Source organism: Lachnotalea sp. AF33-28 (genome assembly GCF_003477885.1).
Lineage (GTDB): Bacteria > Bacillota > Clostridia > Lachnospirales > Lachnospiraceae > AF33-28.
On record NZ_QUEE01000002.1, the window covers coordinates 61,745 to 78,393 of the forward strand.

Below are 16,649 nucleotides of genomic sequence, written 5' to 3' on the forward strand. Positions count from 1 at the left end.
CATGGCAAAAGAGATTAAATACGGTGCAGAAGCCAGAGCGGCTCTGGAATCCGGCGTTAATCAGCTGGCGGATACAGTCAGTGTAACCTTAGGACCGAAGGGAAGAAATGTAGTACTGGATAAATCTTTTGGAACACCGTTAATCACCAATGACGGAGTTACGATCGCAAAGGAGATCGAGCTGGCGGATCCGTTTGAAAATATGGGCGCACAGCTGGTGAAGGAAGTTGCTTCCAAGACCAACGATGTGGCTGGTGACGGTACAACAACAGCGACTGTACTGGCACAGGCGATGATTAATGAAGGTATGAAGAACCTGGCAGCAGGAGCGAACCCGATCATCTTAAGAAAAGGCATGAAGAAAGCGACGGATGTAGCGGTAGAAGCTATTGCTAAGATGTCCAAGCCGGTTACAGGCAAGGATCAGATCGCAAGAGTTGCCGCAATCTCCGCCGGCGATGACAGCGTGGGAGAGATCGTATCCGACGCTATGGAGAAAGTTTCCAAGGACGGCGTTATCACCATTGAAGAATCCAAGAGCATGTTAACAGAGCTGGATCTGGTGGAAGGTATGCAGTTTGACCGCGGATATGTTTCCGCTTATATGTGCACGGATATGGAGAAGATGGAAGCAAATCTGGATGATCCGTATATTCTGATCACAGATAAGAAGATCAGCAACATCCAGGATATCCTTCCCGTGCTGGAAGAGATCGTAAAGAGCGGTTCCAGACTGCTGATCATCGCAGAGGATATTGAAGGCGAAGCTCTGACCACCCTGATTGTTAATAAATTAAGAGGAACCTGTAATGTTGTTGGTGTTAAGGCTCCCGGCTATGGCGACAGAAGAAAAGAAATGCTGAAGGATATCGCGATTCTGACAGGCGGTACAGTGATTTCCGATGAACTGGGCTATGAGCTGAAAGAAACTACAATGGATATGCTGGGCCGTGCAAAATCTGTAAAGGTTCAGAAGGAGAACACTGTGATCGTGGACGGCTGTGGCGAATCTGCTGAAATCCAGTCCAGGATCGGCCAGATCAAGGCTCAGATCGAAGAGACCACTTCTGATTTCGACAGAGAGAAACTGCAGGAAAGACTGGCGAAGTTATCCGGCGGCGTAGCAGTGATCCGCGTGGGCGCTGCTACCGAGACAGAGATGAAGGAGCAGAAACTGCGTATGGAAGACGCTCTGGCAGCTACAAAAGCGGCTGTGGAAGAGGGCGTGATCGCAGGCGGCGGATCCGCTTATATCCATGCTACCAAGGAGATGGTTGAACTGGTGAACTCCCTGGAAGGCGATGAGAAGATCGGTGCTAAGATCGTTCTGAAGGCTCTGGAGGCTCCTTTAAACCAGATCGCCGCCAATGCCGGACTGGAAGGCGCTGTAATCATCAATAAGGTGAGAGAGTCCGAAGTGGGCGTGGGCTTCGATGCACTGAAGGAAGAGTATGTGGATATGCTGACAGCCGGCATCCTGGATCCTGCAAAGGTTACCAGAAGCGCTCTGCAGAACGCAACCAGCGTTGCTTCCACACTTCTGACCACAGAGTCTGTAGTGGCAAACATCAAAGAGCCCGAACCGGCTATGCCTGCAAACCCTGGAATGGGAATGATGTAATCAGATTTATATATGGATTTATTGGGGAGCGGATTTTATCCGCTCCTTTTTTTTCAATAGGGCGCGCCCTATTGAAAAAAACGCTCCGCTTAGGATCGCACTGCGGCGGGAAGGTATACTGTCGCCAGGGCGACCCGCCGCAGGCGGAGAATCCCGCCAGCGGGATTCTTTCTTGTGATTATTTTTTGTAACTCAAGGTTTTGCAACTTAATAAAACTTTTAGTGGAAAATAGCCGTAATATCTTATATAATGGGAATTAATAACGAATTCTGAGGAGGATTATGATGAACGAGCAGTATTGTGAATGTATGGTTAAGAGAAAGGTGCCGGGATATTCCTATGTGGTAGTCCCCATTATGATCACTGTATGTGTTCTGCTATGGTTTATGGCGATTATCGGCAATTTTATCCTGATGCTGGTTGCGCTTGCTGCTTCTGCGGGCGTGTATTTCTATTACAGGAGCACCAGGGTGGAGTATGAGTATGTGTATGTGGGCGGAGACCTGTCCTTTGACCGTATTCAGGCTCAATCCAGAAGAAAGCGTATGTGCACCTTTGATATGGATCATACAGAGATTGTGGCGCCGCTTACGAGCCATGCGATGGATTCCTTCCAGAACAAGCAGATGACGGTGAAGGATTTTACTTCCAAAATGCCCGACAGACGGGTTTATGTGATGGTCTGCAACCAGGACGGCAAGATGACGAAGGTTTTGTTTGAGCCCAACGAAAAACTGCTGAATATGATGCGCATGGCAGCTCCGAGAAAAGTGAATATTTATTAGTTAAAAGTGTATTTGACATATGGACAAATATCTGCTAGACTACAAAGAAAATCAAATCGGAGAAAGTGAGGAAATTGAAAATGGGTACAATTATCGGTGAGGGCATTACCTTTGACGATGTGCTGTTGGTGCCGCAGTATTCAGAGGTGATTCCGAATCAGGTTGACCTGACTACTTATTTAACTAAAAAGATAAAGCTCAACATTCCCATGATGAGTGCCGGCATGGATACGGTCACAGAGCACCGCATGGCGATTGCCATGGCCAGACAGGGCGGCATCGGCATTATCCATAAGAATATGTCCATAGAAGAGCAGGCGGAGGAAGTGGACAAGGTAAAGCGTTCGGAGAACGGAGTGATCACGGATCCCTTTTATCTGTCGCCTGAACATACTCTGGAGGATGCCAACAATCTCATGGCAAAATTCCGTATTTCCGGCGTGCCCATTACAGAAGGCAGAAAACTGGTAGGTATCATCACCAACAGGGATTTGCTTTTTGAAACTGATTTTTCAAAGAAGATAAAAGAATCCATGACTTCCGAAGGGCTGATCACAGCAAAGGAAGGCATTACCCTCGAAGAGGCAAAACAGATACTTGCAAAGGCTAGGAAGGAGAAACTTCCGATTGTAGATGAGAACTTTAATCTCAAAGGGCTGATCACGATCAAGGATATCGAGAAACAGATCAAGTACCCTCTGTCCGCCAAGGACGGGCAGGGCAGACTGCTCTGCGGGGCCGCTGTCGGCATTACCAATAATATCATGGAGCGCGTGGATGCGCTGGTGAATGTGAAGGTGGATGTGGTGGTTCTGGACTCTGCCCATGGGCATTCCAAAAACATTCTGGGCGCTGTGCGCATGATCAAGGAGAAATATCCGGATCTGCAGGTGATCGCCGGCAACGTGGCCACCGGAGAAGCAACAGATGCTCTGATTGAGGCCGGAGTGGATGCAGTTAAGGTAGGGATCGGACCGGGTTCCATCTGTACGACGAGAGTGGTAGCGGGTATCGGCGTTCCGCAGGTGACCGCGATTATGGACTGTTATGCGGTGGCGAAGAAAGCGGGTATCCCGATCATCGCCGACGGCGGTATAAAATACTCCGGCGATATCACGAAGGCGATCGCGGCGGGCGGCAGCGTCTGCATGATGGGCAGCATCTTTGCTGGCTGTGACGAGAGCCCGGGAACCTTTGAACTGTATCAGGGCAGGAAATACAAAGTATACCGCGGTATGGGCAGTATCGCCGCTATGGAGAACGGCAGCAAGGACAGGTATTTCCAGCAGGATGCCAAGAAACTTGTGCCCGAAGGCGTGGAAGGCCGCGTAGCCTATAAGGGTACTGTGGAGGATACGGTGTTCCAGCTGATCGGAGGGCTGCGCTCCGGTATGGGTTACTGCGGCGCCAGGGATATCCCCACTCTGATGGAAACTGCGAAATTCATCAAGATATCAGCCGCATCTCTGAAAGAAAGCCATCCTCATGATATTCATATAACGAAGGAAGCGCCGAACTACAGCGTGGATGAATGATGACAATAAATATGCAATGACAGCAAAGACAGCTCTACTGCCCGGATTCGGCAGGGAGCTGTTTTTGCTGTTCTGTTATTTTATGGAGAAACCCGGACCAAGCACGCAGGATATGATGCTAAAAGTTAAGGAAAAGTTAAAGTATAAATGCGGCGGAACTGTTATACTGTTAATCAGTGCAGGTTTTCCTGCCATAGCTTGCAGACCGGAACATATATAGGAAAATCAGATGAAGAACAACAATCACAATCATATAGATGAACAAAGTAGTGCGGAAGAAATGCGTTTTCAGAAAAGGAAGGCGGAGTATCTTAAAAAACGCCGCCGCCGCCGTCAGTTGCGCATGCTGAAACGCTATCTGCTGCTTGCAGGGATGGCGGTCGGAGCGGTGTTCCTGTTGTCCGCCGGTGTGCGTGCAATCAGCCGCCTCCCGATATTCCATCCCGGGCAGCCCATAGCGGAGATTGAAATCCCGTCCTGGATCACGCAGGATTTTCTGATGCCCAATCCTTATTCCAGGCCGCAGAAAGAACTGAAAAAGGTGAACGGCGTTGTGGTGCATTATGTGGGAAATCCCGGAACCACTGCAAAACAGAACCAAAGCTATTTTAACAGCCTGGCGGAAACTCATGCCACCTATGCCAGCAGTAATTTCATTATCGGCCTGGAAGGTGAGATCATCCAGTGCATGCCTTTGAATGAAGTGGCATACTGTTCGAATGACCGCAATTCGGACACAATATCCATTGAGTGCTGCCATCCCGACGAAAGCGGCCAGTTCACACAGGAAACCTATGATTCCCTGGTGAAGCTGACGCGCTGGCTGGCAGAAACCTTTTCACTTACAGAGGAGGATATCATCCGTCACCATGATGTGACCGGAAAGATCTGTCCTAAGTATTATGTGGATCATCCGGACGCATGGGCCGCTTTCCGCAAGGATGTATTTGCCGAACCCTTTTAAAGTCCCATCCCGGGATTTAAGCTGCGCATGGCCAGTATCGTATCGGAAATTAAATCATCCAGAGGCATTCCCAGCATATCCGCCCCTTTTTGAATCACCTCTCTTGAGCACCCGGCTGCAAAGCTGGGTGTTTTAAATTTCTTTTTTACCGATTTTAACTCCAGATCGTCCACACTTTTGCTGGGGCGCATGATAGCCACCGCTCCGATCAGGCCGGTGAGCTCATCCACCGCATATAATACCTTCTCCATCACATGTTCGGGACGGATGTCCACGGTGATCCCGTATCCGTGGCTGGCTGTGGCGCGTATGACGGATTCGTCAATACCGTGTTCGCGCATGAGCTCCTGGCTCTTGATGCAGTGTTCCTCCGGCCATTGCTCAAAATCCAGATCATGCAGCATGCCGACCGCTTTCCAGTATTCGGTTCTTTCTGGATCGTATTTTTGAGCGAACCAGCCGAGAACACCGGAAACAATCTGTGCATGTCTTAGATGAAAATCTTCCTTGTTGTACTCTTTCAGCAGTGCTTCTGCCTGCTCCAATGTAGGAATGCGGCTCATATCTTTACCTCCTATGTCACCAACCGAAGGTTGATGATTTATGCACACTTCAGTGTGCTTCCACTTTTTATTGTATCAGTTGCTGAAATTCATTTTAATCACATTTTCACACCGGGTCAAGCATAATATTTTCCGCTTCTGGCAAACTATTACTGCATTAAGAGATAAATCGATGAGGAGTGATTGATATATGCAGGGACAAATGACTGGCTGCCTGGATCAGGATAAGAAATTGTTTGACGGTATTTTGAACATAGACAAAAATTTCGACGTGGTGTACAGGGTAATTACAATCGGAGACCGCAAGGCCTGCCTGTATGCGATCGACGGATTTATGAAGGATGAGACCCTGCTGCGTCTGATTCAGGGCTTCTGCGCCATAAAAGCGGCGGATCTGCCGGAGGACGCTCACGGTTTTGCCAAGAAATATCTTCCTTATATTGAGGTTGGGCTGGAGAATCAGGTGGAATCGCTGCTGACGCAGCTGCTGTCCGGCGTTACGCTGATGTTTGTGGACGGCTACGACAAGTGCATGGCCATCGACTGCCGGACCTATCCGGCCAGAGGCGTGCAGGAGCCGGAAAAGGACCGGGTGCTGCGCGGTTCCAGAGACGGTTTTGTGGAGACACTGGTGTTTAACACCGCCCTGATCCGCCGCAGAATACGGGATCCGAAGCTGATCAATGAGATCGTTCAGGTGGGTGAAAGTTCAAAAACAGATATTGTAATCTCCTATATGGAAGACCGTGTGGACCGGGAGCTGCTTGACAAGATCAAAAACAGGATTTCTAATATCAAGGTGGATGCGCTGACCATGAACCAGGAAAGCTTAGCAGAGTGCCTTTACCAGAGCAAATGGTATAATCCATTCCCGAAATTTAAATTTTCGGAGCGCCCCGATACGGCTGCGGCCCATCTGTTGGAAGGAAATATTGTAATACTGGTGGACAATTCGCCCGCAGCCATGATCTTGCCGTCCTCAGTATTTGATATCGTGGAAGAAGCGGACGATTACTATTTCCCGCCCCTCACAGGAACGTATCTGCGGATTTCCAGATTCCTTATATCCTTTGTCACGCTGACTCTGACACCAGTCTATCTGCTCTTTGTGCAGAACCCTGAGTGGCTGCCGTCCTGGCTTGAATTTACCAGAGTGAAGGAAGCTGTGAATGTACCCATTATCCTTCAGCTTTTGATCCTGGAATTCGCGATCGACGGGCTGCGGCTGGCATCGGTGAGCACACCCAGCATGCTTTCTACGCCGCTAAGCGTGATAGCCGGTCTGGTGGTCGGTGATTTCTCGGTCAGCTCCGGCTGGTTCAATGCGGAAACCATGCTGTATATGGCCTTTGTTGTAATTGCAAACTATACTCAGGCCAGCTTTGAATTCGGATATGCCCTCAAGTTTATGAGGCTGCTGCTCTTAATATTGACCGCGCTGTTTAATCTCTGGGGATTTATCGCGGGCTTTGTGATTACGGTCCTGTGTATTGTGATGAATAAAACGATCAGCGGGAAGAGCTATATCTATCCCTTGATTCCCTTTTCATGGAAGGAGATACGGCAGCGTCTGGTCCGGACGAGAATTCCGTTTGAAAAAAAGTAGTAATTTATCGGTAGCTGTGTATAGTAACCAAGAAAGTAAATTAAGGCGTGTTTTGTGATTGACAATCATTATCAGTTATACTAGAATAACTATGGCTGAACCGTATCGGCGGCATCGCTGAATGATTGGTTCATTTTGGCAAACATTGCGGATAACACAGACATAAGATAAAACAGGAAGAGATATTCCGGGAATTCGGAGGACACTATGTATTTATGTGAGGGCGAAACAGGAAAGGCCTATCAGGTGGCGGAGCTGGAGATTACTCCGCAGATTACGCGCCGGCTGGAAGCGCTGGGAGTGAATGAAGGCACAAAAATTGAGATTTTGAATCATAAAAGAAATCGTGGTGCATTTATTATAAGAGTGAGGGGTACGCGTCTGGCCATCGGGCGCCGGATCGCGGACGGAATTGCAATAAAGGAGGTGCCGGAAGATGGAAAATAGACCGATCACACTGGGGTTTGTGGGGAATCCCAACTGCGGAAAGACGACGCTGTTTAACGCATTTACCGGCGCCAACTTAAAGGTTGCCAACTGGCCGGGCGTTACGGTGGAACGCGTGGAAGGGGAGACCAGCTATCGGGGACAGAAACTGAAGCTGATCGACCTTCCGGGCATCTACAGCCTGACCTCCTACAGCATTGAGGAGAAGGTCAGCAGAAGGTGTATCATGGAAGAAGATGTGGATGTGATCATCAACGTGGTGGATGCGTCCAATCTGGAGAGAAACCTTTATCTGACCATGCAGCTGCTGGAGCTGAACAAGCCGGTAATACTGGCTTTAAATATGATGGATATCGTCAAGGACCGGGGTATGGAGATCGATCTGCACCGGCTGCCGGAGCTTTTAGGTCATATCCCGGTTGTGCCGGTTTCCGCCAGAAAGCGGACGGGCCTGGAGGTGCTGCTCCATGCTGCGGTCCACCATTATGAGGAAGGACCCCACGGCAAAGTGATCACCTACAGCCGCGGCCTGGAGGCGAAGATTGAAAAGATACAGGTAGTGCTGCAGGCCCGTTACAAGGATGTGGAGAATCCGAGATGGACCGCGATTAAGCTGTTAGAATATGATGAGGAGGTCAGCGAGAAATATCCGGTTGACCTGACGAGCATCATCGATCAGAATTATGAAAAGCAGATCATCAATGAGAAATACGATTACATAGAGGCAGTGATTGAAGAGTGTCTGTTCAACCAGAAGTCAAAGGCCGTTAAGACGGAAAAAATTGACCGCTACCTGACGCATCCTGTTCTGGGAGTCCCTATATTTCTGCTGATCATGGCTCTGGTTTTCTTCCTTACGTTTACAGTGGGAGATTTCCTGAAGGGATATTTTGAAGTGGCGCTGGATGTGCTGTCATCCGGTGCTAACACACTTCTGCACAGTATTGGCGTATCCGGCTGGCTGATCTCACTGGTGGTGGATGGGGTGATCGCCGGCGTAGGGGGAATATTGACGTTCCTTCCGAACATTTTCATCCTGTTTCTGGCCCTGGCTTTTCTGGAAGACAGCGGTTACATGGCCAGGGTGGCATATGTCATGAATGAGATCATGGGGAAAGTCGGCCTCTCCGGCAAGGCATTTCTCCCGATGGTGCTGGGATTTGGCTGTACAGTGCCGGCTGTGATGGCTACCAGGTCTCTGGAAAGCATCAGGGACAGAAGGCGCGCAATACTGATCACTCCGTTTATGTCTTGTTCCGCGAGGCTTCCGATTTATGTGCTGTTTGCGGATATGTTTTTCGGAAACTACGCTATGCTGGCCGCGTACTCCCTCTATATTATCGGAGTGCTGGTGGCCATACTGATTGCGTTCATTGTGGAGAAGCTGCATCCTTCTAAAAACGAAAATGCCCTGTTAATTGAGCTGCCGGAATATAAATCTCCCAACGCCCGTACAATCGCCATCTATGTATGGGAGAAGGTAAAAGACTATCTGACCAAGGCGGGAACAATTATCTTTATCGCTTCCATCGTCCTGTGGTTCCTGCTCAATTATAATATCCACGGTGTGGCGGGAGATGTCTCACTAAGCTTCGGGGCCTCCATAGGAAAGCTCCTGACACCGCTTTTAGTGCCGGCGGGGCTCGGCATGTGGCAGATCGCGGTGGCGTTAATTTGCGGGCTGTCGGCGAAAGAAGTGGTGGTGTCCAGCTTTTCCGTATTGTTTGCGATTAACAACATTAATTCCGCGGCGGGGATGGCGGAGCTTTCGGGGCTTCTCGGCCAGGCCGGCTTTACATCGCTCAACGCGTATGCGTTGATGATTTTCTGCCTGCTGTACTCTCCCTGTGTGGCTACCATAGGAACAATAAAAAAGGAAACGAACTCTTGGAAATTTACGCTCGGTATGGTATTATTTCAATTAGCAGTTGCCTGGGTGGGCGCGGTGCTGGTATATCAGATCGGCAGTTTGTTCGTATAGCAGGATGAGAACCCCCGGCGCTGTAACAATGCAACAGTTCAGACGCGGCCTTATAAAGCAAGCTTAATGCCTGCTTTTACACCAATTTTCCCGCCGTCTGTGCGGTTACATAAAAATACGTTTAGCGACCGGAGCATATATGGACTATAAATTGTTGATGAATACGGCCGTCCTCGCGGGTGAGATCATGTTAAAAAGCGGCGCGGAAACTTACCGTGTGGAAGACACGATGAATCATATTCTGCATCTTGCCAGCCTTCACTCGGCGGAATCCTTTGTGGTATCCACCGGGATCATCGCGACGCTTTCCGGCGGGGAAAATAAGCCCATCACCGTGGTGAAGAGAGTAAATGAGCGGGAGACTAATTTAAACAGGGTTTACCGGGTAAACAGCATATCGCGGGATCTGTGCGAGGGCAGGATCTCTCTGCAGGAAGCGTGGGATCAGTTAAATGAGACGCAAAAACAGCTCCAATACCGTCCCTGGATGGTGAATATCGCGATGGTGGGCATCACGGCCTCTTTTACCCTCCTATTGGGCGGAAACGGATGGGACGTGTTTGGCGCTGCTGTAGTGGGAGCGCTGCTGGCGGCTTTCATGTATGCGGCGGGCAGAGCGGAGCTTAACTCGATTCTGAAAACCACCGCGGCCGCTTTGGCCGTTGCTGTTGGCACGCTGGCGCTGCGTCAGTTTATCTGGCCGGCTTTAAATACGGATCTGGTCATCATCGGCTGCATCATGCCGCTGGTGCCCGGCATGGCATTTACCAATGCGCTTAGGGATATTCTGTACGGTGATTATACCTCCGGCTGTGCCCGCATTATGGAGGCGATACTGATTGCGGCGGCTGTTGCGGTGGGCGTGGGCTGCGGCATCAGCCTCTTTCATTGGCTGGGAGGTGTGATGTGATGGCGGCGCAGGTGATCGGGGCTTTTTTTGCCTCCTTCTGTTTTTCTCTTCCTCTGCGGGTGCCGGGCAAATACCTGGCACATTGCGGGATTACCGGGGCGGTGGGCTGGCTTGTGTATCTGTTGATATTGGAGAGAGGCTTTGCGGTTTTAATGGCTGCATTTTTTTCGGCTGTGGTAATTGCATTGTTCAGCCATGTGTTTGCGCGTGTGCTGAAATCGCCGGTGACTGTGTTTCTGGTGCCGGGTTTACTGCCGCTGGTGCCCGGAGCCTCTATATACAGGTCGGTCTATTATCTGATACAGAATCAGGGCAGTTTATCCTCCTATTATCTTAGCGAGACGCTGCAGATTGCCGGGGCCATTGCGGTGGCCGTTTTTTTGGTGGATACGTTATTTAGGCTGGTTAAGAAAAAGTAAATGAGCAGTACTATTCACAGATGGCATACGCTGCTTTACAGGTAGTTCTGAACAATAACAAATGGCCGCAGCGGCGGCAGAATCGAGGTATAACATGGATAAGACGGCATTATTTAAGATCACATACGGACTGTATCTGGCTGCGGTGGAGTATGAGGGTGAGCGCTGCGGATGTATTATCAACACGGCGTCCCAGGCTACGGATACGCCTTGCAGGATACTGGTCACGATGCAGAAGCGCAACCATACGACGGAACTTGTGATGCGCAAGAAGAGCATGACAGTATCCGCTCTTGCCATCAGCTGTCCAACGGAAGTGATCCGTCATTTTGGGTTTCAGTCAGGACGGGATACGGATAAATTTGCGGACACAGCATATCGGACGGACGGCGAAGGAAATCCTTATATTGCTGAACATGTGACCGCATACTATAGCTGCCGGGTAATGCAGAGCATTGATCTTGATACCCATATGCTGTTTATCTGTGATGTGGAGGAGGCGGAGAATTTGAGCGCCGAGGCGGCCCTGACCTATGGGGATTACCGCGCCGCTAAAAACGGCAGAGTATCGGAGATGCCCGTAGAAAGCGAAAAGAAGACCGTGAAGAAATATGTCTGCCCGATCTGCCACTATGTATATGACGGCGATATCCCGTTTGAAGATCTGCCGGACAGTTATGTCTGTCCGATCTGCAAACAGCCAAAGAGTATATTTCAGATGATTGAGGAATGACGGAGACGGTATGATAGAGATTCATAAAATAGCAGAAGATAAACAGGATTATGCTAAGAGGCTTCAGTGCGGCGGGCCTCTTTTCCTGCAGACGGAAGAGATTCATTCGCTTGCGCTCTGCGAGGTATATGCGATGGTGGAAAACGGATCTTTTAAGGCGGCCGCAGCGCTCCTGCCCCAGTCAGAAGATATCTGCATTTTGCAGGCTCTTACGGTATGTGAAGAGGAAGGTCAAAAAGGGTTTGAAACCATGATGCTGGAGGTGATGGCCGATCTGTGCCGGCCGGTCTTTCAGACGCTTTTGGCCGCTGTCCCGGAGGCGGATGAGGGTGCGCGCCGCTTTTTAGAGCGCTGCGGTTTTACGCCGGCAGAACCCCCGAAGCGTCCGGGAAAGGCGCTGTATCAGCTGGATCTGGAGAAGTACGGAAGTAAATGTGGCTGCCATAATGGGTGAACCGGCGGTAGACGCGGCTGTTATAATGGGTGAATCATCAGCGGATGCGGGTGCTATAACGGATGAATTGACGGCGGAACATGTGCCGGTATAAGAATGCAGTATAACAGGTGAATAAAATGATCAGAATTAATAGAGAGGACATGCTGGAGCTTACCAGGCGGATGACTTTAAAGCGAAATTGCTTCAGCAGGATTGCGGGCGCGTATATGGATGGGGAAGGCTATGTGGACGGAACCTTTAATACCCATTTTCAGAAGCTTTCCGCGCCGGAACGCGAGGCCAACCTTGCCATTGCTAAAGCCATTCCGTTTTCTGAAACGAATGTGAATTTAAAGGAATACCGTTTCGCGCCGGAAAACGAGAAAGCGGGGAGCACCTGGCAGCTTCTGATGGCGCTGCGCGAATGCGAGCTGAAGAACGATGCGCTGCTGGATGTGTTTTATGAGGTGATCGGAGAACGGTACCGCACTGTGGGCGATTATGCGGTCTATTTCTTTTACGGCAGCTACGATGTTCCGATCAAGGCAAGCGATAAGGAAAGCCTGTGGGAATCCGAAGAAGTCTACAAATTTCTTATCTGTGCAATCTGTCCGCTGCACGGCGATTACGAGCCGGGAGAACCGGAGTGCGGATTTTTGTTTCCCGCCTTTAAGGACCGGAGTACGGATATTCATGGGATTGAGGTTTTTGATGCGGATGCATTGCATCCGCATGGGGAACTGGTGGAGAGAATATTATTCTGAAAGCACTTACTGGTTCAATTTTAGATGCATGAGGATGTACTGGGTTTATGGACCGGATCAGCAGGAAATTACGATAATCGGTTTGGAGCCACATCCTGAGGATAAGAAGAAGGGCGCCTACGACAGAATCAAATTATCTGAATTCTACAGAGAATGAAAAACTGAATAATCAAATAAACGAAAGAAGCATCTTGGAATAATATCCGAGGTGCTTTTTTCATGGTAAGCGCCAAATATTAGAGAGCTTTCAGATATCCTGCGGCAGTTCGTCCGGTCTTGGCAGCAACCCTGTCGGAAAAGATTTGTCCTTATCATGTCAACAATAATTACGCTATTCTGTCCGGGTAATATTGCAAAAAAAGCTGTCAAAGGGTACACCTTTTGACAGCTTTTTCTGTTGTAGAGTTTAACACAGAATCCTATCAAAAGCAACCTGCCAAAGCATATTTTGTATCCATGCTATATCTTATTTTACATATATTGGGTAGAACATGCGCCAAAAAAACTGCTAAAAGTGGTAAAACGGTCAGCTGTCAAAAGGTGTACCTTTTGCGGTCATTTTCCATTTTATGGTGCTGCAGAACGATCGTAGGTATCTGTTCACCGCAGTACTGGTCTTAATATCAGGCAGGAGGGTGTCCGGGATTGAATTGGATGACGAGTGAAACGTTATTAAAAAAATATCTTCAGGAGCTTGAACAGAATCAATATGACATCCATACGGTTACATGTTATGAAAACGATCTGAAGGATTTTTATCGCTGGATGGGACAGAAGGATGACCAGGCTGCTGAAATAAGCGGACAAGCTGCTGCGGACTATCTAACATACCTAATGAACGAAAAAGAAAGCAGGGATTCCACTCTGAACCGTAAAAAGATATCTTTAGGGCGATATCTGCAATGGCTTACAGATCGGGGGCTGGATCTGCAAAAGGCTGTAATCCCTTTTCAGACGCGGAAAATAGAACGCCTGAAAGAACCCCGCCGTTTAAAACGTGAAGAGGTGGACCGCCTGATACAGAGTCTGAATGAGGAGTATGAGGATGCGGATACGGAGTTTAAGAAACGTATCAGTTTAAGAGACAGCATTATGTTTGAACTCCTTTTTTATCACGGGCTTCAAATCCAGGAACTGGTTGCGCTGCGGACAGAGGATTTTAATCCGGAAAAACGGACAATACGGATAATGGATAAAAAAGGTTTCATACGGACAGAACGGATTTATTCTGACAGACTGTACCGCAAGCTTTTGCTGTGGATGGAGGGGCGGCAGGAATTCGCGGACCGCAACGCCGCATATAGGGATGTATTGTTTTTGACAAAGCTTGGGACGCCGGTCAGCGTTAAATTCCTTGTGGCCATCTTCCAGAAATATAAGGAACTGACCGGGATCACACAGGATGCTACACCGCTTTTTCTGAAACATAGCCTGAAATGGTATGCGCAGATCGTGCTTAAAGAGAATTTGTCATCAGGAGGCTATCATGAGATTGACGGATAAGAAGCTTAGGATAGCGATGCTGGGACATAAACGCATTCCCTCCCGTGAAGGCGGCGTTGAGATTGTTGTAGAAGAACTGAGTACCCGTATGGTCCAAATGGGACACAGTGTGACTTGTTATAACAGAAGCGGTCATCATGTGAGCGGAAAAGAATTTGACAGAGCAAATGTCAATAAAATGAAGCAGTATAAAGGGGTCAAGCTGAAAACAGTCTTTACGCTGGATAAAAAGGGAATTGCGGCGATGACCTCTTCTGTGTCTGCGTCCTTTTGTGCGGCCTTTGGCAGATATGACATAGTCCATTATCATGCGGAAGGCCCTTGTGCTATGCTGTGGCTGCCGAAACTTTTTGGAAAAAGGTGCATATGCACCATTCACGGGCTGGACCATAAACGGCAGAAATGGAGCCGCTTTGCAAAAGCATATATCATGCTCGGAGAAAAAGTAGCAGCAAAGTTTGCCGATGAGATGATTGTTTTAAGCAGCGGAATCCAGAAATATTTTATGGAGGTATATGGCAGGAACGCGGTTCTTATACCGAACGGTGTGACCCGGCCGGAGCTTAGAGCCGCTGCACTGATCGAAGAATGCTTTGGACTGCAAAAGGACAGCTATCTGTTGTATCTGGGCAGAATTGTGCCGGAGAAAGGCCTGCGGTATCTGATCGATGCTTTTAAAAATGTGAAAACAGATAAAAAGCTTGTAATTGCGGGGGGATCCAGCGATACGGAAGCATTTTTAAATGAGCTAAGAAGCCTGGCTGCCGGGGATAAACGAGTGATTTTTACCGGCTTTGTACAGGGACAGATGCTGGAAGAGTTATACAGCAACGCGTATCTGTATACGCTGCCTTCCGATCTGGAAGGCATGCCTTTGAGCCTGCTTGAGGCGATGAGTTATGGAAACTGCTGCCTTGTATCGGATATAGAAGAATGTGCAAAAGTGGTAGAGGACCATGCTGTTACCTTTAAAAAAGGAGATACGGCAGATCTGCAGCTTAAGCTGCAGGAGCTCTGTGATTCGGAACCGCTGTGCATCCGTTACAAAGAAAAAGCAGCTGACTTCATCTGCAGGCGCTATAACTGGGATCAGACCGTGAGGCAGACAATCCGTCTCTATCAGAAGCATTGAGCCGCAAAAATATCTGTTGAAACGAATATGGAGATAATCAGTGAAAATTCTCATTGTAAATAAATTTCTTTTTCCTAACGGAGGTTCTGAAACATATATCTTTCAGTTAGGACAATATCTGAAGAAAATGGGCCACGACGTCCAGTATTTTGGAATGGAGCATGAAGGACGCTGTGTGGGAAACCGGGCCGGCATGTATACATCGGATATGGATTTCCACGGCGGTTCGAAACTGGCTGCACTGACCTACCCGTTTAAAACAATCTATTCCATAGAGGCCAGAAAAAAGATCAGAAGGGTCCTGGAGGATTTTAAACCGGACGCTGTGCATCTGAACAATTTCAACTACCAGCTCACGCCGTCCATCATTCTGGAGACTGTGAAATGGCGGAAACAAACAAAAAATAAATGTAAAATACTGTTTACAGCTCATGACTATCAGCTGATCTGCCCCAACCACATGCTGCGCAATCCAAACACCGGAGAAAACTGTGTGAAATGTATAAACGGCCGGTTCGCAAATTGCATAAAAGGCAGATGCATTCACGGATCCGCAGCGAAATCGATGATTGGAGCGGCAGAAGCGTATTTTTGGAAGTTAAAAGGCGTATACCGGTATATTGATGTGATGGTCTGCTGTTCTGAATTTATGAAAAGAAAAATGGACAGCAATCCACGCTTTGCATCTAAAACGATAGCCATGCATAATTTTGTGGAAACGAAAGAAGGCAGAGCGAGTACCAAAAAGGACTATGTGCTTTATTTTGGAAGATACAGTGAAGAAAAAGGAATCAAAACGCTTTTACAGGTTTGTAAAGAGCTGCCGGATATTCCGTTTATATTCGCAGGTTCAGGGCCTCTCAAAGCTCAAATGGCTGATTTGCCAAATGTGACAGATGTCGGGTTTCAAAAGGGAGAGGCATTAGAGCGGCTTATTCGGGAAGCCAGATTCAGCGTATACCCCTCACAGTGGTACGAAAACTGTCCGTTTTCTGTGATGGAGAGCCAGATATACGGAACCCCTGTATTGGGCGCTGCAATCGGGGGAATACCGGAACTGATCAAAGCTGGGGAAACCGGAGAACTGTTTGAAAGCGGAAACGCAGCGGATCTAAAGGATAAGGTTGTCCGAATGTGGAAGGCGGTCAAGACGGATGAAGACTTTTACCAGAATTGCAGAACCGCGGAGTTTATGAGCATCGAAGACTATTGTAATAGTATGATTGAATTATATAGATGAGTGAAAATG

The 16,649-nt window shown here is 48.5% G+C and carries 16 protein-coding genes; 15 read left to right on the forward strand and 1 reads right to left on the reverse strand.

The annotated features are described in order from the left end of the window. Window position 1: 1 nt before the first annotated feature. The 4 genes from groL to DWZ56_RS02750 all read left to right on the forward strand — a co-directional run bounded on the left by groL (window position 2) and on the right by DWZ56_RS02750 (window position 4,906). Window positions 2-1,621: a chaperonin GroEL gene (groL, locus tag DWZ56_RS02730; protein WP_118554867.1), complete on the forward strand. Its 1,620-nt coding sequence runs from the start codon at window positions 2-4 to the stop codon at window positions 1,619-1,621. A 285-nt stretch (window positions 1,622-1,906) separates the two neighbouring features. Beyond that, a complete protein-coding gene (locus DWZ56_RS02735; RefSeq protein WP_118554868.1) occupies window positions 1,907-2,407 on the forward strand; it encodes a DUF6106 family protein in 501 nt (166 codons plus the stop codon). A gap of 80 nt (window positions 2,408-2,487) precedes the next feature. Then, window positions 2,488-3,942 (forward strand): IMP dehydrogenase, encoded by a 1,455-nt coding sequence (guaB, locus tag DWZ56_RS02740; RefSeq protein ID WP_118554869.1) that lies wholly within the window; start codon window positions 2,488-2,490, stop codon window positions 3,940-3,942. A gap of 229 nt (window positions 3,943-4,171) precedes the next feature. After that, window positions 4,172-4,906: a peptidoglycan recognition protein family protein gene (locus tag DWZ56_RS02750; protein WP_243095033.1), complete on the forward strand. Its 735-nt coding sequence runs from the start codon at window positions 4,172-4,174 to the stop codon at window positions 4,904-4,906. Here the strand turns inward: DWZ56_RS02750 and DWZ56_RS02755 are convergent. After that, window positions 4,903-5,469 carry a hydrolase gene (locus DWZ56_RS02755; RefSeq protein ID WP_118554871.1) on the reverse strand — a complete coding sequence of 189 codons (567 nt, stop codon included), beginning with the start codon at window positions 5,467-5,469 and terminating at the stop codon, window positions 4,903-4,905. The two genes, DWZ56_RS02750 and DWZ56_RS02755, sit on opposite strands and share 4 nt — an antisense overlap. Window positions 5,470-5,671: 202 nt before the next feature. Between DWZ56_RS02755 and DWZ56_RS02760 the strand changes: the two genes are divergently transcribed. From DWZ56_RS02760 to DWZ56_RS02815, 11 genes are all read left to right on the forward strand, one after another. Beyond that, entirely contained in the window at window positions 5,672-7,075 is a 1,404-nt protein-coding gene (locus tag DWZ56_RS02760) for a spore germination protein (protein WP_118555209.1), read from the forward strand. Between the two features lie 207 nt (window positions 7,076-7,282). Next, window positions 7,283-7,522: a FeoA family protein gene (locus DWZ56_RS02765; RefSeq protein ID WP_118554872.1), complete on the forward strand. Its 240-nt coding sequence runs from the start codon at window positions 7,283-7,285 to the stop codon at window positions 7,520-7,522. After that, the gene (feoB, locus tag DWZ56_RS02770; RefSeq protein WP_118554873.1) at window positions 7,512-9,503 is read left to right on the forward strand and encodes a ferrous iron transport protein B; all 1,992 of its coding nucleotides are present in this window, start codon (window positions 7,512-7,514) and stop codon (window positions 9,501-9,503) included. The genes DWZ56_RS02765 and feoB overlap by 11 nt, the downstream gene beginning before the upstream one ends. Before the next feature lie 139 nt (window positions 9,504-9,642). Next, window positions 9,643-10,413, forward strand: a complete 771-nt coding sequence (locus DWZ56_RS02775; protein ID WP_118554874.1) for a threonine/serine ThrE exporter family protein — start codon at window positions 9,643-9,645, stop codon at window positions 10,411-10,413. Then, the gene (locus tag DWZ56_RS02780; RefSeq protein WP_118554875.1) at window positions 10,413-10,832 is read left to right on the forward strand and encodes a threonine/serine exporter family protein; all 420 of its coding nucleotides are present in this window, start codon (window positions 10,413-10,415) and stop codon (window positions 10,830-10,832) included. The genes DWZ56_RS02775 and DWZ56_RS02780 overlap by 1 nt, the downstream gene beginning before the upstream one ends. A 94-nt stretch (window positions 10,833-10,926) precedes the next feature. Continuing rightward, on the forward strand, window positions 10,927-11,565 hold the full coding sequence (locus tag DWZ56_RS02785) for a flavin reductase (RefSeq protein WP_158584414.1): 639 nt from the start codon (window positions 10,927-10,929) through the stop codon (window positions 11,563-11,565). 10 nt (window positions 11,566-11,575) lie between these two features. Further along, window positions 11,576-12,019, forward strand: a complete 444-nt coding sequence (locus DWZ56_RS02790) for a hypothetical protein (RefSeq protein ID WP_118554877.1) — start codon at window positions 11,576-11,578, stop codon at window positions 12,017-12,019. 119 nt (window positions 12,020-12,138) lie between these two features. After that, window positions 12,139-12,765, forward strand: coding sequence for a DUF4317 family protein (locus DWZ56_RS02795; protein ID WP_118554878.1), 627 nt, complete (start codon window positions 12,139-12,141; stop codon window positions 12,763-12,765). A gap of 654 nt (window positions 12,766-13,419) precedes the next feature. Beyond that, entirely contained in the window at window positions 13,420-14,268 is an 849-nt protein-coding gene (locus DWZ56_RS02805; protein ID WP_118554880.1) for a tyrosine-type recombinase/integrase, read from the forward strand. Beyond that, entirely contained in the window at window positions 14,252-15,400 is a 1,149-nt protein-coding gene (locus DWZ56_RS02810; protein ID WP_243095038.1) for a glycosyltransferase family 4 protein, read from the forward strand. The genes DWZ56_RS02805 and DWZ56_RS02810 overlap by 17 nt, the downstream gene beginning before the upstream one ends. A 40-nt stretch (window positions 15,401-15,440) precedes the next feature. Continuing rightward, window positions 15,441-16,640: a glycosyltransferase gene (locus tag DWZ56_RS02815; protein WP_118554881.1), complete on the forward strand. Its 1,200-nt coding sequence runs from the start codon at window positions 15,441-15,443 to the stop codon at window positions 16,638-16,640. Window positions 16,641-16,649: the final 9 nt, after the last annotated feature.